18 protein-coding genes are annotated in these 17917 nt (G+C 64.3%); 8 read left to right on the forward strand and 10 right to left on the reverse strand.

Annotated features, from left to right (window positions below):
- Positions 1-91: 91 nt before the first annotated feature.
- A complete protein-coding gene (locus tag CDV44_RS13860; protein WP_249277541.1) occupies positions 92-1417 on the reverse strand; it encodes a citrate synthase in 1326 nt (441 codons plus the stop codon).
- Positions 1418-1643: 226 nt separating this feature from the next.
- Between CDV44_RS13860 and CDV44_RS13865 the strand changes: the two genes are divergently transcribed.
- From CDV44_RS13865 to CDV44_RS13875, 3 genes are all read left to right on the forward strand, one after another.
- The gene (locus tag CDV44_RS13865) at positions 1644-3008 is read left to right on the forward strand and encodes an MFS transporter (RefSeq protein ID WP_087688509.1); all 1365 of its coding nucleotides are present in this window, start codon (positions 1644-1646) and stop codon (positions 3006-3008) included.
- 71 nt (positions 3009-3079) lie between these two features.
- Entirely contained in the window at positions 3080-4069 is a 990-nt protein-coding gene (locus CDV44_RS13870) for a 4,5-dihydroxyphthalate decarboxylase (protein WP_087688510.1), read from the forward strand.
- 49 nt (positions 4070-4118) lie between these two features.
- Complete coding sequence (locus CDV44_RS13875; protein ID WP_371328760.1) at positions 4119-4883, forward strand: class II aldolase/adducin family protein; 765 nt, start codon at positions 4119-4121, stop codon at positions 4881-4883.
- 22 nt (positions 4884-4905) lie between these two features.
- Here CDV44_RS13875 and CDV44_RS13880 read toward each other — a convergent pair whose 3' ends face one another.
- From CDV44_RS13880 to CDV44_RS13890, 3 genes are all read right to left on the reverse strand, one after another.
- Positions 4906-5463 (reverse strand): TetR/AcrR family transcriptional regulator, encoded by a 558-nt coding sequence (locus CDV44_RS13880; RefSeq protein WP_087688511.1) that lies wholly within the window; start codon positions 5461-5463, stop codon positions 4906-4908.
- 69 nt (positions 5464-5532) lie between these two features.
- Positions 5533-6210, reverse strand: coding sequence for an HAD family hydrolase (locus CDV44_RS13885; protein WP_087688512.1), 678 nt, complete (start codon positions 6208-6210; stop codon positions 5533-5535).
- Between the two features lie 68 nt (positions 6211-6278).
- A complete protein-coding gene (locus CDV44_RS13890) occupies positions 6279-6572 on the reverse strand; it encodes a winged helix-turn-helix transcriptional regulator (RefSeq protein ID WP_371328761.1) in 294 nt (97 codons plus the stop codon).
- 117 nt (positions 6573-6689) lie between these two features.
- On the opposite strand from CDV44_RS13890, the gene CDV44_RS13895 reads away from it, so the two are divergent.
- Entirely contained in the window at positions 6690-7454 is a 765-nt protein-coding gene (locus tag CDV44_RS13895) for a sulfite exporter TauE/SafE family protein (RefSeq protein WP_087688770.1), read from the forward strand.
- A gap of 52 nt (positions 7455-7506) precedes the next feature.
- Here CDV44_RS13895 and CDV44_RS13900 read toward each other — a convergent pair whose 3' ends face one another.
- Entirely contained in the window at positions 7507-8670 is a 1164-nt protein-coding gene (locus CDV44_RS13900; protein ID WP_087688514.1) for an enolase C-terminal domain-like protein, read from the reverse strand.
- A 282-nt stretch (positions 8671-8952) separates the two neighbouring features.
- Between CDV44_RS13900 and CDV44_RS13905 the strand changes: the two genes are divergently transcribed.
- Genes CDV44_RS13905 through CDV44_RS13920 form a run of 4 tightly spaced genes read left to right on the forward strand, consistent with a single transcriptional unit; the run spans position 8953 to position 12332 of the window.
- Entirely contained in the window at positions 8953-9939 is a 987-nt protein-coding gene (locus tag CDV44_RS13905; protein WP_249277542.1) for an ABC transporter substrate-binding protein, read from the forward strand.
- Complete coding sequence (locus CDV44_RS13910) at positions 9936-10823, forward strand: ABC transporter ATP-binding protein (RefSeq protein ID WP_087688516.1); 888 nt, start codon at positions 9936-9938, stop codon at positions 10821-10823. The genes CDV44_RS13905 and CDV44_RS13910 overlap by 4 nt, the downstream gene beginning before the upstream one ends.
- Entirely contained in the window at positions 10820-11572 is a 753-nt protein-coding gene (locus tag CDV44_RS13915) for an ABC transporter permease (protein ID WP_087688517.1), read from the forward strand. The genes CDV44_RS13910 and CDV44_RS13915 overlap by 4 nt, the downstream gene beginning before the upstream one ends.
- A 13-nt stretch (positions 11573-11585) precedes the next feature.
- A complete protein-coding gene (locus tag CDV44_RS13920) occupies positions 11586-12332 on the forward strand; it encodes an ABC transporter permease (RefSeq protein WP_087688518.1) in 747 nt (248 codons plus the stop codon).
- Positions 12333-12342: 10 nt separating this feature from the next.
- On the opposite strand, the gene CDV44_RS13925 is transcribed toward CDV44_RS13920, so the two are convergent.
- From CDV44_RS13925 to CDV44_RS13945, 5 genes are all read right to left on the reverse strand, one after another.
- Positions 12343-13287, reverse strand: a complete 945-nt coding sequence (locus CDV44_RS13925) for a nitronate monooxygenase family protein (RefSeq protein WP_087688519.1) — start codon at positions 13285-13287, stop codon at positions 12343-12345.
- A gap of 104 nt (positions 13288-13391) precedes the next feature.
- The gene (locus tag CDV44_RS13930) at positions 13392-13946 is read right to left on the reverse strand and encodes a MarR family winged helix-turn-helix transcriptional regulator (protein WP_087688520.1); all 555 of its coding nucleotides are present in this window, start codon (positions 13944-13946) and stop codon (positions 13392-13394) included.
- Positions 13947-14012: 66 nt separating this feature from the next.
- The gene (locus CDV44_RS13935) at positions 14013-15395 is read right to left on the reverse strand and encodes an MFS transporter (protein WP_087688521.1); all 1383 of its coding nucleotides are present in this window, start codon (positions 15393-15395) and stop codon (positions 14013-14015) included.
- Positions 15396-15443: 48 nt separating this feature from the next.
- Positions 15444-17123, reverse strand: coding sequence for an AMP-binding protein (locus tag CDV44_RS13940; RefSeq protein WP_087688771.1), 1680 nt, complete (start codon positions 17121-17123; stop codon positions 15444-15446).
- Entirely contained in the window at positions 17116-17901 is a 786-nt protein-coding gene (locus tag CDV44_RS13945; RefSeq protein WP_087688522.1) for an enoyl-CoA hydratase/isomerase family protein, read from the reverse strand. The genes CDV44_RS13940 and CDV44_RS13945 overlap by 8 nt, the downstream gene beginning before the upstream one ends.
- Positions 17902-17917 lie beyond the last annotated feature (16 nt).

Consider the following 17917-nt stretch of genomic DNA (forward strand, 5'->3'; position numbering starts at 1 on the left):
CATGCTTGGCATCAAAAGAAAGGCGACGCCCGGCAAAGGCGCCGCCTTTTTTCATTGCGTGATCACGTCAGCGCGACATCACGTCATCACGTCATTTCGCCTTGGGCGTATCGACGGGCGACGCGACGGCTGGCTCGATCGCCCCCCCAAAGCCGTACTTCGCGCGCGGGCGCAGCATGAACGCCTGCGTGCGCTGTTCCATCACATGCGCCACCCAGCCAGCCGAGCGGCCGATCACCCAGATCGCCGTCGCGGTACCGTCCGGCAAGCCGAGGGCACGTGCCAGCACCACGATGCCCATGGCCAAACCCGGATGCGCACTCAACTCCGAGCGCATGCGCGCCAGAAAATCGAGCGTCAGGCGAGTCCCCGCCGCGCGCTGAGTGTCGATACCCGCCGCCTCGTCGCGCTGCGTCGCGAGTTCAGCCAGTTGCATCATCAGGTCCGCGCGCGCATCGCCGCCCGGATAGAGCGGATGGTTGAAGGCAAACAGGCTCGCGCCATATTCGCGCACCCGGTCCTTGCGCGAATCGAGCGCGTCGAGCGGTTCGCATAGCAGCAGCGTCTCGATCTTCTCCGTGCTGGTACCCGTTGAAAAACCGATGTGCGAGCCGATGGCCGCGGCTACGCAACTGAACAGGTCGGCATTGGTCGACGCCGCCACCCGTGCCGCAAACGTCGCCGGCGCCAACTCGTTATCGGCGGTCAGCACCAGCGCCGCGTTCACTGCGCGCAGGTTCTCCGGCGTCACCTCGGCACCCGCTGCGCGCAAGATCTGCGCCGCTACGGTCTCGTCGGCGGTGCGTGCCACGTACGCGCGCTTTGGTCCGAGAAACCCCACGCATCCCGCCATGCAATGCAGCATCAGACGTGCGGCCTGCACCGCGCTGCCATCGGCAATTTCGCGCGGCCCGCGCCCCTGCATCGCCAGCGCAAACGGCACCATGCCCAGCAAATTACCGATGTCTGCGCTGGCCACTTCGCCGTTGTAGGTCGAGAGAAAACGCAACACGTCCGGCGGCGTCTCCTGCGGCGACCAGACAGCGAGGCTGTCCTGCCAGATGCCGGTCATGAGCAAATGCACCACCGACTCGAACGATGCCCCGGCGCTCGCCAGATCCGTCGCCAGCCGGTTGCGGTAACGCGGCCCGTGCGGCGTGATCTGGGTAATCGCCGAATGCAACACCGGGTCACCGAAGCGCATGGTCGATTCGGCCACCGAGCCCGTCGGTGCGCGCCCGCGCTTGCGGGTGCCCAGACGCTCCACATCGCGGCGCAGGTAGAGGCTCTTGCGGCCATCCTCGTGCGGTCGCGCCCGGATCAACCCCCGGCTCACATAGGCGTACAACGTGGCCGGTTTGATCTCCAGCAGCGCGAGCACTTCTTCACGCGTCATCAAGTCGTTTTGTTGCGTCATCGTATTCCCCGGGGAAACCCGTACCCTGCGCAACCCCTTGCCGGATAAGGATTCCCGTCATGCATTCGTCAAAGATCCGTCACATGATGCCACAGTGATATTGACTTTAATAATCAATATTGATAAACACAAAATCGGCCAGTAAAGTCAACTCCGAACACACAACAAAGGCACTGCGGGACCGGGTTCGTCCGGCGCTCAGCAGGCCGACCATCGGAGACAAGGCATGGCCCAGAACACCCCATCGGGGTACGCCGAACGCATCGACGTTCGCGACACCCTGCAAGCCGCCCCGCTAGGGGCCTATCACTTCAAGCTGGCGATTCTGCTGGCGCTCATCCTGCTGTTCGACGGCTACGACCTCTACAACGCCGCCTACATCGTTCATGACGTGGCCTCGCTCTGGCATATGTCGCCGAGCCAGATCGGCGTGCTGCTGTCGTGCGGACTGGCCGGTTTTGCGGCGGGCTCTGCCGTCTCGGGCCTGTTCAGCGACCGCATCGGACGCCGCCGCGTGCTGCTCACCGGCATCTGGCTCGCGGGGCTGTTCAGTCTGGCGATTGCGCTCTTCGCGCACGACCTGACCACGTTCATCGCGCTGCGTTTCGTGATGGGCATCTCGCTCGGCCTGCTCATGCCGGTGGCTGTGACCTACATCAACGAGATCGCGCCGAAGCGCAGTGCCAACGTCTTCACTATCGTGTTTTTCACCTGCGGCTGGATCGGCGGTGCCACTGCGTCGGGCTTCATCGCGGCGTGGCTGATTCCGCAGTACGGCTGGCAGAGCATGTATTTCGTCGGCGCGCTGTCGGTGGTGCTGGCGCTGGTGTTGCAGTTCGTATTGCCGGAATCGGTGTCGTTTCTCGCGAGTCGCGGCCATCAGGACGCCGTGCGGGCGCAACTCACCCGCCTGTGGCCTGCCCGCGCAGCGGAGTTTGCCAATGCCGTCTTCACGTCGCCCGACGCTGGCGTGAAAGCCGGTTCCGTCGCGGCACTGTTCTCCGGCGCGTTCCGCCGTCAGACGCTGTGTTTCTGGGCGATGGGTGCGCTATCGCTGTTCTCGTCGTACGGGCTTTCGGGCTGGCTGCCAACCATCATGTTGAAGCGCGGCGAAAACCTCTCGACGAGTTTTGCCTACGGCTCGCTGCTGGTATTCGCGTCGGCCTTCGGCAGCCTGATCTGTGGCGTGGTCGCCGATCGTATCGGCAACCGCCGTCTGGCCATGTCGCTGGCGTGGCTGGCGGGGGCAGCGGCCATCGGCGTGCTCGCCGTTGCGACCGGCGGCAAGGTGACGTTTCTCGGCATCATCGTCGCAGGCATGTTCGTGATCGGCACGCAGACGGTGCTCAACAATCTCGTTGCCGTGAGCTACCCGACGGAGATTCGCAGCACCGCTGTCGGCCTGTATCTGGGTATCGCACGCGTCGGTGCCATGTGCGGCCCAGCCATCGCAGGCGTGCTGCAACAGGCCACCGGTGGCGCAGGCGCCATGTTCGTGGTGCTGGGCGCCGCGCTGGTGAGCGCCGCCGCGCTCGTGTTCCTCGTGGCCCGGCCCGAAAGCCTGCCGAAAGCCCCCGCCTTCGGTCACTGAATCGGCTTCATGCAGTTCGGCGCGGGCATCCGAGCGATGTCCGCGCCCTTCCCCCGACATTGGAACGCGTCATGTCCAAGCTCACGCTCTCGCTCGCCGTCAACGACTATGACCATGTGCGCGACCTGCTCACCGGCCGTGTCGCCGCCGAAGGTATCGAACTGGTGCCGTCGGTGCTGCCGGTCGAGGAGATCTTTTATCGCACCACCCACTTTCAGGAATGGGACCTCTCGGAGATGTCGCTGGCGAAGTACGCGTCACTGCGCTCGCAGGGCGACGATCGTCTGATCGGCTTGCCGGTGTTTCCCTCCCGGGTGTTCCGGCTCTCGTCGCTGTATGTGCGCAGCGATGGCAGCGTGCGCTCGCCGGCTGACCTGCGCGGCAAACGCGTCGGCGTGCCCGAGTGGGCGCAGACCGCCGCCGTCTATTCGCGCGGGTGGCTGGCCCACGAGCAGGGTGTCGCGCTGGAAGACATCGAGTGGGTGCAAGGCGGTGTGAATCAGGCGGGGCGGCGCGAAAAGGTGGACGTGCAACTTCCCGCCGGTGTGCGTTACCGGCCGTCACCCGATCGCTCGCTCACCGCGCTGCTGCTCGACGGCGAGATCGACGCCATCCTCAGTGCGCGACCTCCCGCACCACCGCCCGGACGGGAAGGCGAAGTCGTGCGTCTGTTCAAGGACTTTGCGGGGGAAGAACGCGCCTATTTCGGCAAGACCGGCATCTTCCCGATCATGCATCTGATCGTGATGCGTCGTGAGGTGTTTGCCGCCAACCGCTGGATCGCGGGCAACCTGCTGAAGGCCTTCACGCAGGCGAAAGACGCCAGCGTGGCGCGGCTCGACGACATCACGTGTTCGCACTTCCCGTTGCCGTGGATGAGCGAGCACACGGCGTCAGCGCGCGCCATGTTCGGTGCCGACCCATGGCCCTACGGCATTGCTGCCAATCGCATCACCCTCGACGCCTTCCTGCGCTTTGCCTTCGAACAAGGCGTTTGCCATCGCTCGATGCAGGCCGACGACCTGTTTCCGCCCGAAATGCACGCGGCAGTCCGAGTCTGAGACACCCCCTTCCATCGCCATTTTTTGTCGCAATTTTTCGCTGAACACCATGATGCAAACCACCACGCCCTACACCCCCGCCGTCACCGAGCACGACGCACAATCCATCGCGCAACTGCTGGAAGACCTCGCTTCGGCCAACCATATCCTTGCGCATCACGAAGTGCTCGATGGCTTCGGTCACGTGAGCGCGCGCGATCCGCGCAACCCGCAGCATTTCCTGATCGCGCAGTCGATGGCGCCGGAGCTGGTCACGCCCGACGACATCCTCACCCTCGACTTCGATTGCCAGCCGGTCGACGGCGACACGCGCAAGCGCTATCTGGAGACGTGGATTCACAGCGAGATTTACCGCGCGCGGCCCGATGTTATGTCGATCGTGCACAGCCATGCGCCGTCGGTGATTCCGTTCGCGGCGTCGAGCGTGCGCCTGCGCCCGGTGTATCACATGGCGGGTTTTCTCGGCAGCGGCTCTCCGGTGTTCGACATCCGCCATTGCTTCGGTTGCACCGACATGCTCGTGCGCAACAGCGATCAGGGCAAGGCACTGGCCGACACGCTGGGGGACTTCGACGTTGCGCTGATGCGCGGCCACGGCTTCGTGACCACCGGCCCGTCACTGCCCGCGTCGGTGTATCGCGCGATCTACACCTCGCTGAACGCCGACATGCAGTACAAGGCCGTCACGCTCGGTGGCGACGTGACCTATCTCGATGAAGAGGAAGGCAAACGCTCGACGGCGACCAATCTTGGCGTGATGGAGCGGCCGTGGACGTTGTGGAAACGTCAGGTCGCGGCGCTCAGAAAGGATTAAGAAGTTCGGAAGATAAAGCGCGTCAGCGCTTGCCGTGACCGAGCGCTTCCATGGCGGCCTGCGTAATGATTGGCCGCCACTCGCGCTTCTGATCGGCGCGCACGGCCTGCAAGGCGGTTGCGCCCAGACCGGCGAATGCGCTGGTCACGCGCACGATACGTTCGAGATCGAGCTTCGTCAGATCGATGCCCAGCGCGTCATAGAGAATCATGCCGATTTCGATCAACGCCGGATCGCCGTCCGGCGCGTTGTCGGAGATCCGGTTGGAAAACGCCGACACGCCCGGCCAGTCGTACGTGAACTGCAAGGCATCGTCGACCAGCACCCGGTCGCGCTCGATGCCGACCGGAATCCCCTTCACCCGCTCGCGCAACTCGATCATGTGGTTGCGTACCACGTCGACAGCAGCTTCGTAGATCGCCAGTTTGCTCGGGAAGTGATGCAGCAGCCCGGCCTTGGAGTAATTGACCGCGTCGGCAATCTGCTGGAGCGACGTCTGCTCGAACCCGTGGCGGGCAAACAGCCCCGCGGCGCGTTCGATGATATCGGCGTTGATTTCGGCTTTCGTCGGCTTGGGCATGCGGTGAGGAACTCGGAAGCAATGGCGTGGGATAGACGGATTTTATAACTTTGGCGCACGCCCCATCCGTTAGCGATGTGCCGACGCCGCGCCCGCGACGAGATCAGCCACTTCGCCCACGTGGTGTGTCACCGCCATTTTTCCGGCAGCGGACCACGCGTCAAACGAAGTGGTCCCGCTCACCATGCCGATAAACCCGGTGCCGGCCCCCTCGGCCGCTTGCGCATCGACCGCGTGATCGCCCACGTAGATCGCCTGCGCCGCCACAAGGCCCAGATGCCCCAGCGCCTGCGTGATCCCCTCAGGGTCCGGCTTGTGGCGCTGCACGTCGTCTCCGCCGACGATCACGTCGACCTGCGAGCGCAGTCCGGCCCGCGTGAGAATGGCATCGATCCGGTGGCGGAACTTGGTCGAAACGATCGCGACCGCCAGCCCTTGCTCACGCAGCGCCACCAGCAAGCCCGGGACTTCGGGATAGATGTGCGTCGATTGCACCATGATCTCGTCGGCGCGCGACACGAAATGCCGCACGAACGCCTCGGCGCGGGCAGCATCCTCATCCCCGCTCAGCGTGTGAAACATGACCGGCAGCGGCAGCCCGATCACGCCGCGAATCTGCGCCGGTGTCGCCATCTCGCATTCGAGACGCGTCAGCGCGTATTGCGTGCATTCGACAATGGCCTCGGAGGAGTCGGCCAGCGTCAGATCGAAATCGAAAATCACAGCCCGGATAGCTTGCGTCGGCATAGGTCGTGTCGTTGTCTTGAAGTGGTGTGTCGCGATGCGGCGTGATGTGGATCACGGCATCAGTCGGATTATTCGTGGTCGGCCGCGTCGAACCCGGCCGGGTCTCGCGTGGCCCATTGCTTCGCCCAGCCCAACAGTGGCTGTAGCGCCGCCTCCAGCCGCCGGCCCTCATCGGTCATGCGATATCCGCCTTCGGCATGCTCGACCAGTCCCGTCGCCTTCAATTCCGTCAGCCGGGTATTGAGCAAACGCGCATTCGTCTCGCACGCCTCTTGCAGCGCCCGAAACGTCATCGGCGCACCGCGCAGCTCCCACAGGATTCGCAACGCAGTGCGCCGTCCCAGCAAGTCCAGCACGACCATGATGGGTCGGCCCGACTTCGATCCTCGTACGGATTGTCCGATTTTTGGCGTCGTCATGCTTTACAAAGTAAAGCGTCATGCCTAAGCTGTCAATCGTTGCGAGCCATGGACATCTCCATGCAATCACTGGTTCTTATTTCCGGCGCGGGCCTGCTGGCCGGTGCGATGAATGCGCTGGCCGGCGGCGGTTCGTTCGTGAGCCTGCCCGCGCTGATCGCGGTCGGCGTGCCCCCGGTGCAGGCGAACGCCTCCAGCACCGTCGCGCTGTTCCCCAGCGGCGTCGCCAGCGCCTGGGTGTACCGCCATGACATCAGCCCGATTGGGCGGGTGTCGATGCGCGCCCTGCTGATCACCACGCTATTGGGCGGATTCGCGGGCGCTGGCTTGCTGCTGCACACGTCGTCGCAGGCGTTCTCGTTTGCGCTGCCGTGGTTGCTGCTCCTTGCCAGCCTTGCACTGACCTTCGGCCGACGACTCGGTGAAGCGTTGCGCGGACGTTGGACCATTCACGCGCATGCGGTGCTGGCGATCCAGTTCCTGCTGGGCATCTACGGCGGTTACTTCGGCGGCGCGGTCGGCATCATGATGGTGGCCGTCTGGGGGCTGCTCGACGGGCGCGACATCAAGGGCCTGAACGCGCTTCGCACGCTGCTCGTGACGGTCGCCAACGCGAGTGCCGTCTCCATCTTCATCGGTGCACACGCCGTGCAATGGCCCGAGACGATCACAATGCTCATTGCCGCGACCGTCGGCGGCTATCTCGGCGCCCACGCCGGCCGCCGCGCCCCTTCGCATGTCATCCGCGCAGGCACCCTGCTGCTGACGTACTGCGTCACGCTCGTGTTCTTCGTGCGGACCTATGGGCCCTCGTTATGGCATTGAAGTTGAGTCTCCACGCGACGCGCGCCACCGGTCACGGCAGAGTCAGGTCATCTCAATGCAGCGCCTGAAAAGCTTGCCGGATCGCAGGGTTCGTCTCGAATCCGATGCCGGGCGCTTGCGGCACGCCGGTATGGCCCTGCATCACCGGCAAGCCCTCGGCCAATCCGCAGAACGGTGCGAAAGCGAACGGCGTGACCTCCGCGCCGCCCAGCCCGAGCGCTGCGCACAGATGCAACGAGAACAGATGCCCGCCATGTGGCCAGAACGCGCCGCGCGCCCAGCCGGCCGCCGTCATCGTCTCGATAATCCGCAGATAGCCGGGCACGCCATAGCAATGCACGGGATCGAACACGAGCACGTCGCGGGCCGGGCTCAACCCGCCGTGGCGTGCGAGCAGTCTTGCCTCGGCCTGCGAGAACAGCGCCTCGCCTGCCGCAATCGCACCGCCGTACGCCGCCGCAATGTCGGCCTGTGTCGCGAAGTCGAGCGGGTCGCAAATGTCCTCGAACCAGTGAAGTCGGTACCCGGCGAGCGCTCTGGCGACAGTCAGTCCGGCCTCAAGATCGAACCGGTTCATGGCATCGACGGCCAGATGGCTCGCATCGGTCAATTGACGCGCCGCCGCTTCGATACGGCGCAGATCCTGATCCAGCGGCGCGCTGGCGATCTTGATCTTCGCGTGCGTAAAGCCGAGATCCACACAGCGCTTTATCTCGTCGGACAAGCGCGCCAGATCGTCGTGCGGGTACTGATAACCGCCGCCCGCATAGACAGCCACGCGGGGCGCATGCGGCACGTCCCGGCCCAGCTTATCGGCGAGAAAGCGATACAGCGGCAAGCCCGCGATCTTGGCAGCAGCGTCCCAGATCGCCATGTCCAGCGTGCCCACGGCGACGCATCGCTCGCCGTGACCGCCGGGCTTCTCGCCAGCCATCATCACGTCCCATGCACGCAACGGGTCCAGATGGCTGCCGCTGTCGTCGACAAGGTCACTGTCTCGGGCCGCCAACAGACGCGGGGCAAATCGTTCGCGAATCAATCCGCCCTGCCCGAAACGTCCGATGGACGCATATCCGTAGCCGATCACCGGTTTGCCATCGCGTATCACGTCGGTCGTGACAGCGACCAGACTCGTCGTCAAACCGCCCGATGGGATAGCCGGGTCGGCGTAGCGAGAAACGGGGATGGTGTGTTCGCGAATCGCCGTAATGCGCATGGACAGCCTCGTAGTATCAAACAGCCGACGTGGCGGGCGATGCCCCCGGGCATTCGCCTGCACCCGCCGTCTCGATTTGCCGTCAATACTAACGACGAACGCCAGAGCATGCAGACCAACGCCACGCCCGCCGCATCGTGAAGGTATGATTGAGCGCTTTCTCCGCTTGAAAGACGCCTTCGCGGCGGCCATCGGCCCGATACCGACGCGACAAGGCGCACTCGTCTTTGACTTTTTCCCGGCGCGCAGTGATGCGCCGGCTGGCTTGACCCGGAGTAGATGATGAAAAGGCTGTTCCAACTCGCTCACCTGTTTGCACTGGCGGGCGTCCTCCTTCTGCCGGCTTCGCGTGCTGCCCACGCCGAAGAGATTTCCGTCACCCAATGGGGCAGCAGCCTGTACGGCCTGCCCTACGCGGTGGCCATGGACGGCGGCCTGTTCAAGAAGGCGGGCGTCGACATCACCGGCATTCTCAGCTCGGGCGGCGGCGGCACCACGGTGCGCAATATCCTCGCGAGCAAAACCCCTTACGGTGAAGTCGCCGTGTCGGCCGCACTCGCCGCGGCGCGCCAGGGGCTCGACATCGTGATCGTGAACGTCGGCACGCGCAGCGTGGCCGAGGCGTCGATGGTCACGATGCCGGACAGCGCCATCCACTCGCTGAACGACCTCGTCGGCAAGAAGGTGGCCATCACTTCGCCGAAGAGCGTGTCTGAAATGCTCTTCCTCATGGTTTTGCGCGAAAAAGGCATCGACGCCTCGAAGATCACGCGTGTGGCCTCGGGCGGCTACGTCAACGGCATGACCATGCTGGAACAGGGCGCCGTGGCCGGTGCCGTCGCGATCGAGCCGCTGTCGATCCTGCGCAAATCCCAATACCGTACGCTCTACCGCGCGGGGGATGTACTCAAGCCGATGACGACCTCCGTGGGCATCACCACGCGCGCGTTCGCTCAATCGCACCCGGACACGCTGCGCGCGATCATCGCCGGCCGCCGTGCCGGGGTGGATGCCACGTATGCCAACCCGTCCGGCGCGGCAAAACTGCTCGCGGCCCAATTCAAACTCTCGCCGGACGTTGCGAAAGAGGCCGTCGACAACATGGTGCGTTCGCACATGTGGAGTCAGGGTCAATTCGACCGCGCCGAGCTAGATCGTGTTGCCAGCGGGCTCAAGCTCATCGGCGAGATCAAGGACGATGTCGATTGGGCGAAGCTGATCGATTCACGCTTCCTGCCGGCCGACATTCGCGCGAAGGGCCAGCTATGACTTCGCAGTACCCGGGCCCGCATCTGCATCTGGTGGACGGCGTCGCGACGCCGCATGCCGGCCATGAGCCGCACGCCGTGCTGGCGGGCGTGACGAAAGACTTCGACACCCCCGGCGCAAAGACGGCCGGAAAGACGCGGATGCAGGCGCTCGGCCCCATCGATCTGACGCTGCGCAAAGGCGAGTTCTTCTCCGTCGTGGGGCCTTCCGGTTGCGGCAAATCGACCTTGCTCGAACTGATTGCCGGGCTGGCAAAACCGACCACCGGAACCGTGCATTTCGAAGGCCAGCCGGTGAACGGCGTGCCCGACGGTGTCGGCGTGGTGTTTCAGGAAGACGCATCGTTTCCGTGGCTGACCGTGCGCGAGAACATCGGCTTCGGCCTGCGCATGGCGGGCATCGACGGTGCCGAAGTGGCACGCCGCGTCGGCTATGCGCTTGGTTTCATGGGATTGCGCGACTTTGCGAACGCGTATCCCGCGCAGCTCTCGGGCGGCATGCGCCAACGCATGTGCATCGCCCGCACGCTCGTGATTGCCCCGCGCCTGATTCTGCTCGACGAGCCGTTCGGCGCGTTGGATCAGCAGACCCGCATGCTCATGGGCGACGAATTGCTTCGGCTGTGGCGTGAAACGTCTGCCACCGTGTTGTTGATCACGCACGCACTCGACGAAGCGGCCGTGCTATCGGACCGCGTCGGTGTCATGTCCGCTCGCCCCGGGCGCTTTATCGACGTCATCGACACCGGCTGGGCACCGCAACGCGACAGCCGGGTTGTCACCACGCCGCGCTTCGGTGAAATCACGGCGCGCCTGTGGGAGACACTGCGCGCCGAGTCGCTCAAAGCGATGGGGGACGCAGAGCGCCCGAACACATCGTCATGATTCGCACTGAACGTCTCATCCGCGCCGGTATCGTCGTGGGCCTCGTATTGCTGGTCGAAGCGCTGTGCCGCATCGGCACGATCCCGGCATCGGTCATGATCGCCCCGAGCGCGATGGCAGCGCACGCCATCGACGTGCTGCGTGAGGGGCGCTTCACGCACGACATCCTCACGAGCTTCGCCAGCATCGCCGTCGCCTCGGTTTGCGCCGTGGGATTCGGCTTTGCCGCCGGACTCGTCATACACACATTGCCGGGCGTACGCCGCGCGCTGGAGCCGTTGATCGCCAGCTATTACGCGGTGCCGACGTTCGCGTTCTATCCCGTGTTCATCGTGTTGTTCGGCGTCGGCCCGTTGCCGATCATCGCCATCGCCTCCCTGCTGGCCGTGGTCTCGATGATTACGGCGACGATGACCGGCCTCGATCGCATCCCCCGCTCGTTTTCAAAGACGGCCCGCGTGATGCGGCTCTCGCGCTGGCAGGCCGTCTGGCATGTGAAATTTCCGGCAGCCCTGCCCCATCTGTTCAGCGGTGTGCGCCTCGCGGTGTCGCACGCCTTCATCGGTGTGATCGCCTCCGAGTTCATCCTGTCGGGCTCGGGCATCGGTTACGCCATCAGCTACGCGTATAACAATTTCGAGAATGCCGACATGTACGCCCTGATGCTCACGGTGCTGGTCACGGTGACGGTGGTGAATGGCGTACTCAACCACGTCGATGCGCGCTTTCAGGCGCGCAGCCGCCGCTGATCGGCATCGATTCATGGACACGAAAAAACCCAACCCGCTCGGCACACTGGCCGTCCTGCTCGTTTTGATTGGCCTATGGCAAGCGGTGCACTGGCTCAACGGCGCAGCACTCAGCTCACCCTCGGCCACGGCACAAGGGCTCTGGCAGATGATGGGCACGGCGTCGTTCTGGGACGATGCGGCGGAGACTGGCCTCGCACTGATCTACGCACTGGTGATCGCCGTGGCGGGCGGCATTGCCTTAGGACTGGGGCTGGGAGCGAATCGCCTCGCCGCCAACGTGGCCGAGCCGATTCTCGTCAATCTCTACTCGCTGCCGAAGGTGACGCTGTACCCGCTGGTGCTGCTGATCTTCGGTCTGGGGCTCGCGGCCAAGGTGGCCTTCGGGGTGATGCACGGCTTGATCCCGATCCTCATCTTCACGATGAACGGCATCCGGCAGATCAAACCCGTGTACTTTCGTGCCGCCCACGCGATGCATCTGTCGCGAAGCCAAATTGCACTGCGCGTCGTGCTGCCTGCCGTGCTGCCCGAAGTGCTGTCGGGCGTGCGGTTGGGATTCTCGCTGTCGCTGCTGGGCGTGTTGATCGGCGAGATGTTCGCGTCGCAGAAGGGGCTCGGCCATCAGCTATCGAATGCGATGAATCTGGGCAATATCGATACGATCATGGCCGTCGCGTTGTTTCTGATGCTGTTTGCACTGGCTGGCAACGCACTACTATCGGCATTGAGCCGGCGCTACCGCGCCCTCGGCGCCTGAGCCCCGTCGTTCAACCGGCAATCCGACGGGCGGCCGCTTCGTATTCTTCCACCAGCCGGGCCATGACGTCGGCCGCACCGGGCAGATCGTCGATGAGTCCGGCCGACTGCCCGAGTTCCACCTTCCCCCAGTCGATGTCGCCATCGAGCGCCGCCTGCTTGAGCGAGCTGGATTTGAACAGAGCGTCGTAGGCGTCGGCATCCGGTTCGTCACGGTCGGCTTGCAGCACGCGCTCGGCAAAACGATTGCGCGTCATGCGCACCGGCAAGCCACGCACGCCGACGAGCGCGGTGGCATCAATCTCGGTTTCGAGTACTGCACGCTTGTAGTTCTCGTGGACACCGGCCTCGCGGGTTGCCAGAAAGCGCGTCCCCAACTGCACGGCATCGGCACCGAGCGCCAGCAGCGCCGCCACACCATAACCATCGGCGACACCCCCACCCGCCACGATCGGCAGGTCGAATTCCTGCACCGCGCGACGCACGGCCACCAACGTGCTGACGCCGTTAGCGGGGGGGTGCCCACCCGCTTCCGCGCCGACAACAACAAGCGCATCGACGCCGGCATCCGCTGCCTTGCGGGCGTGCGCCATCGTCGAAACCACGTGAATCCATCGCACGCCACGCGCGTGAAAACGCGCCAGATGTGCTTTCGGTCCCCCTTGCGAGGCGATGACCACCGGCACGCCCTCTTCTTCGATCACGTCGAGAAATAGCTCGGCTTGCGGACGATAAAGCGGAATGTTGACGGCGAACGCACCGTTGGTCGCGGCTTTGACTTCGCGCACGGTCGCGCGAAACGCATCAAGGTACATCGGCCCGGCGGCAATCACCCCGAGGCCACCGGCCTTCGACACCGCAGCGGGCAGCGCGGCATTTGACGAGGCCCAGCTCATCCCGGCCTGAATGATGGGATAGCGAATGTTCAGCAGGCGGGTGAGTCGGGTCTGAAGCATGAAAAGTCCCTGGAATTGCCGCGCGAGCGCGCATTGACGATGCACGTCAATCTAAGGGACATAGGAGACAAAGTCAAATAAATTACAGCAATGACTTCGACAGGTTAGCCGCCATCCCCCGCTTCTTCCCGCTCTTGATCCAGCATAATTCTCGCCTGATAAGTGAGTTTATCAAGTATTTTAGGCAAAGCATCACGCTCGGCGCGCGTGAGCACCGATAGCAGCCGCTCGTTGAGCTCTTCGGCGACGGGAAAGACTTGTTTGACGAGATCGCGGCCATGCGGCGTGAGCGAGATCACCACACCGCGCGCATCCGAACTGTCGGTGCTGCGCTGGAGAATGCCACGGGATTCGAGCGTCGTGACGGTGCGGCTCATCAACCCTCGGTCGAATTGGGCTTGCTCGGCGAGCCGATTGAGCGACATGCCGGAGATGCTGTGCAGCAGCGCGATGGAGCGCCACTCGTTAAGCGTCAGACCGAAGTTTCGCTCGTAGACGCTCGACGATCCCTTCGTGTAGATGTTCGTCAGTTGACGCAACTGAAACGACGTGAGCTGCCGCAAGTCGGAAGGTGCTGCGCTCACCGGTTCAGGCGAGCCCGAAGGCTTGGGGTTGGACTTGGGCATGTGACGGGAGCGCCGGGATTGGGATGGCGTCATGCTATCGCCTCGCCAATGCCCGGTCAAACGCGCACCCGTGCGAGCACAGGTGCGCCGGACTTCACGTTACGCGCGGCCCGCGCCAGTCTTGGGCAGCAGGCGCGCGGGAATCCCTATCAGCAGCAAGAAGCCACCGAAGAGCACGATGCAGCCCGCCACCTGCAACCCCAACGCCAGATTGCCCGTGACCGATTTGATATAGCCGATGACGCTCGGCCCGACCAATCCGCCCAGCGCGCCGATGCTGCTCACCACGGCAATACCGGCGGCCGCACTGGCCGGCGCGAGATACGTCGACGGAATCGTCCAGAACACCGACAGGCTCGACAAATGCCCCGCCGTGGCAATCGCCAGCAGCAGCACCGCCAGCACGAGGTTGTGCGACATATAGGGCATGACCATCAGGCTGATCGCCGCGCACATCAACGGCAACGCCGCGTGCCAGCGACGCTCTCGATGGCGGTCGGAATGACGGCTCACGATCAGCATTGCAACGATACCGACGACAGGTGGCAGCGCCGACAGCAATCCGACGTGGAAGGTGTCGCGCACGCCCGTGGCCTGAATCACCACCGGCGCGAAGAATGCGATGGTACTGGCCAGCACATATGCACAGAACGAGACAAGCCCCGCCACATAAACACGCCAGTCGCCGAGTGCTGCCAGCGTGCCGCCTTTCCCGTGGCCGTGCGCGGTCTTACCCGCCTTCTGCGCACGCTCAACGCTCAATGCCTGCGTGAGTCTCGCCTTCTCATCGGCCGTGAGCCATTTGGCCGATTCCGGGCGGTCTTCCAGACTGAAGAACACCACCACGCCCAGCACAATGGCCGGCAACCCTTCGAGCAGAAACATCCACTGCCAGCCCGCCAAACCATGCACTTCGTGAAACTGACGCATGATCCAGCCCGAGGTCGGCGCGCCGATCATTGTCGCAATCGGAATGGCAACGAACGACAGCGCCGTCACGCGCGCCCGGCGCTCCGCCGGAAACCAGTAGCTCAGATACAGGATCAGACCGGGAAAGAAACCCGCCTCGGCCGCACCGAGCAGCATGCGGGCGACGTAGAACTCCATGGGGGTGCGCACGAACATCATCGCGCACGAGACCGCGCCCCACAGCGTCATGATGCGCAACAGCGTCTTGCGGGCACCCATACGGGCGAGCATCAGATTGCTCGGCACCTCGAAGAGCAGGAAGCCGACAAAAAACAGCCCGGCACCGATGCCGTAGACCAGATCGCTGAAATGCAGATCCGCCTTGAACTGAATCTGCGCGATGCCGATATTGGCGCGATCGATGTAGTTGATGATGTAGCAAACGAACAGCAACGGCAGAATGCGCCACGCGATCTTGCGATACGTCGCCTCCTCCACACCCTGTATGTCCGGCACGGCGGCGTGCGCCGCGGCGGCGAACGGCTGTGAAGCCGTCGTCGTAGATGAAGTCATGTCTCCTCCAATATTGTTTTGATGAGCCGGCTCAGATGCTCTCTGGCATCAGGACAAACCGAACTCCCGTATGGCGTACTCGCGCAGCTTGTTCTTCTGCACTTTCGAGCTTCCCGTCATGCCGATGCCGTCGAACGAGTCGACGAAGCACAGGTAACGGGGCACCTTGAAATTGGCGGCGCGCGACTTGCACCAGTCGATCAGCGCCTCGCTCGTGACCTCTGCGCCCGGGCGCAGCACAACGAACGCCGCGGGCACTTCGCCGAGCCGCGCGTCGGGCACGCCGACCACTTGGGCGAGTTGCACGGCGGGATGCGTGAACAGCGTCTCTTCCACTTCGGCCGGTGCGACGTTCTCACCCCCGACACGGAACACGTCCTTGAGCCGCCCGATCATACGCAGCCGCCCTTCGTCGTCGATGACGCCGAGATCGCCCGTGCGCAACCAGCCGTCGTCGCCCAGCGCCTGCGCGGTCTCCTTCGGCTTGTTGTAGTAACCCTTCATCACGCCCCAGCCGCGCACTTGAATCTCGCCCGGCGCGTTGGCAGCGGTGACATCGCCGGTTTCCGCCGACACCGTGCGGATCTCGACACCCGGATGCGGGCTCGCCCAGCCACCGACACGCAGCGCCAGCGGGTCGCGCCAGTCGTTGAGCACCACGTTGGGCGAGGCTTCCGACTGCCCGTAGGCGCCGACCATGTACGGCACACCCATCACGTCGTGAATCTTCTGCATGATCTCGGGGCCTGCCGCCGCCCAGCCGCCGCGCAGATGAATGCGCTCGCGCCGGAATTCGGGGTGCCCCATCATCATCAGGAAAATCGTGTCGTTGCCTGACGTGAGCGTGCAGCGCTCCTCGTCGAGAATGGTCAGCACGCGCGCTACGTCGAACGACGGCACCGACAGCAGACAAGCCCCGGTCACTAGCGAGACCAGCAGTGACATCGTGGTGCCCGCCACATGGAAGAACGGGCGAACGCTGAAATACCGGTCGTCAGACTGCACACCGATCCGCAAGGCCGACGCGGCGGCGTTCATCAACATGTTGCGATGGCGCAGTAGCACGCCCTTCGGGAACGACGTCGTGCCCGAGGTGTACTGAATCAGCAAGACATCGTCGGGATCTACCGCTGCGGCACGACGCGCAGCCTCGGCACGCAGCACCGGTGTATCGGGCAGCGCGTCGAAATGCTCGACACCAGCGGGCAGCTCGCGCGCACTGCTCTTACCTTCGCCCACCATCACGGCACGTCGCAGCAACGGCAGCACAGTGCCCGGCAACTGGCTGTCAAAGCCGGGTTCTACGCCGCGCAGCAGTTGCGTGTAATCGATATTCAGGAACGTGTCGACGTAGAACAGCACGCGCACGTCGCCTTGATTCAGGCAGTAATTCAGCTCATCGGATTTGAAACGCGTATTGACGGGCACCGCGACCGCGCCAATCGACGCCGCCGCGTAGAACAGCACCACCCAATCCACCGAGTTGCCCATCAGAATGCCCACGTGTTCGCCGTGGCCGATGCCCAGCCCGACCATGCGGGCAGCCGCCTGCTCCACGCGTTGCGCGAGCGTGCGGTAATCGATGCGCTCGCCATCGATGACCAACGCCTCAGCCGCAGGCGTCAGGCGCGCCCGGTCGGCAAGCACATTCGGCAACGTGACCGGTCCTTCCAGTCCAAACTGGCGCGCGTAAACCTCGTGCCCTGCGCCGCTTTGAGGCTCATGCATGGCGGCCTCCCGTCGCTTCACCATTGCCAGCGACACTGCCGAAGCTCGCAATCTTCTTGCCCCAGTCCGGGCTTTGCAGCAGCGTGTCGATTGCGAGCAGTTCGATCGCCAGCGCGCCGGCCGCGTCCGTCTCGACGCCCCGGTCGATGCAATCCTTGGTCAGATGCATGGCCAACGGCGGGGCCCCGGCAATCGCTTGCGCCATGCCGCGCACGCACTCAAGCGCCTCGTCCGCCGGGACAACGCGAGCCACGAGACCGGCCTCGCGAGCCTCTTGCGCGCCGAGCGCGCGCCCGGTGAATGCCATGTCCTTCGCGAGACGCTTGCCCACGGCACGGGGCATGCGCTGCGTCGCGCCTACCGTGCCCCACAGCGCTTCAGGGGTGCGGAATGCCGCAGCCTCGGTGGCGACGATGAAGTCGCAAGCCATGGCGATCTCGCCGCCCGATCCGATGGCCGGACCTTCCACTAGTGCGATGCACGGCTTGCCGATCTGCTCGATCGCGTCATAGGCTGCGAACGCCTTGACGCGGCGCGCGCGCACCTCGTCCGGCCCCATCCCCTGACGCTCTTTCAAATCGGCGCCCGCACAGAACACCGGTCCGTTGGCACGCACGATCACGCAGTGCACCGTGGCATCGTCGCGCAGCGCCTGCACGCACTCGCGCAACTCGTCGCACATGACGGCATTGAGCGCGTTGCGCTGCTGCGGCCGGTTAAGCACGATCTCGACAACCGCGTCGCTGCGCTCGACCTGCAATGTCTCCCAAACTTTCATACGTGTTGCTTCCCTG

It is taken from the genome of Pandoraea sp. PE-S2R-1 (assembly GCF_002179865.1).
Taxonomy (GTDB): domain Bacteria; phylum Pseudomonadota; class Gammaproteobacteria; order Burkholderiales; family Burkholderiaceae; genus Pandoraea.

Coding starts and splice junctions, on each gene's coding strand:
- CDV44_RS13910 (WP_087688516.1), top strand. CDS start 9,936: ATGACTTCGCAGTACCCGGGCCCGCATCTGCATCTGGTGGACGGCGTC.
- CDV44_RS13930 (WP_087688520.1), bottom strand. CDS start 13,946: ATGACGCCATCCCAATCCCGGCGCTCCCGTCACATGCCCAAGTCCAAC.
- CDV44_RS13895 (WP_087688770.1), top strand. CDS start 6,690: ATGCAATCACTGGTTCTTATTTCCGGCGCGGGCCTGCTGGCCGGTGCG.
- CDV44_RS13890 (WP_371328761.1), bottom strand. CDS start 6,572: ATGGTCGTGCTGGACTTGCTGGGACGGCGCACTGCGTTGCGAATCCTG.
- CDV44_RS13920 (WP_087688518.1), top strand. CDS start 11,586: ATGGACACGAAAAAACCCAACCCGCTCGGCACACTGGCCGTCCTGCTC.
- CDV44_RS13900 (WP_087688514.1), bottom strand. CDS start 8,670: ATGCGCATTACGGCGATTCGCGAACACACCATCCCCGTTTCTCGCTAC.
- CDV44_RS13915 (WP_087688517.1), top strand. CDS start 10,820: ATGATTCGCACTGAACGTCTCATCCGCGCCGGTATCGTCGTGGGCCTC.
- CDV44_RS13905 (WP_249277542.1), top strand. CDS start 8,953: ATGAAAAGGCTGTTCCAACTCGCTCACCTGTTTGCACTGGCGGGCGTC.
- CDV44_RS13940 (WP_087688771.1), bottom strand. CDS start 17,123: ATGCATGAGCCTCAAAGCGGCGCAGGGCACGAGGTTTACGCGCGCCAG.
- CDV44_RS13870 (WP_087688510.1), top strand. CDS start 3,080: ATGTCCAAGCTCACGCTCTCGCTCGCCGTCAACGACTATGACCATGTG.
- CDV44_RS13875 (WP_371328760.1), top strand. CDS start 4,119: ATGATGCAAACCACCACGCCCTACACCCCCGCCGTCACCGAGCACGAC.
- CDV44_RS13860 (WP_249277541.1), bottom strand. CDS start 1,417: ATGACGCAACAAAACGACTTGATGACGCGTGAAGAAGTGCTCGCGCTG.
- CDV44_RS13945 (WP_087688522.1), bottom strand. CDS start 17,901: ATGAAAGTTTGGGAGACATTGCAGGTCGAGCGCAGCGACGCGGTTGTC.
- CDV44_RS13935 (WP_087688521.1), bottom strand. CDS start 15,395: ATGACTTCATCTACGACGACGGCTTCACAGCCGTTCGCCGCCGCGGCG.
- CDV44_RS13865 (WP_087688509.1), top strand. CDS start 1,644: ATGGCCCAGAACACCCCATCGGGGTACGCCGAACGCATCGACGTTCGC.
- CDV44_RS13925 (WP_087688519.1), bottom strand. CDS start 13,287: ATGCTTCAGACCCGACTCACCCGCCTGCTGAACATTCGCTATCCCATC.
- CDV44_RS13880 (WP_087688511.1), bottom strand. CDS start 5,463: ATGCCCAAGCCGACGAAAGCCGAAATCAACGCCGATATCATCGAACGC.
- CDV44_RS13885 (WP_087688512.1), bottom strand. CDS start 6,210: ATGCCGACGCAAGCTATCCGGGCTGTGATTTTCGATTTCGATCTGACG.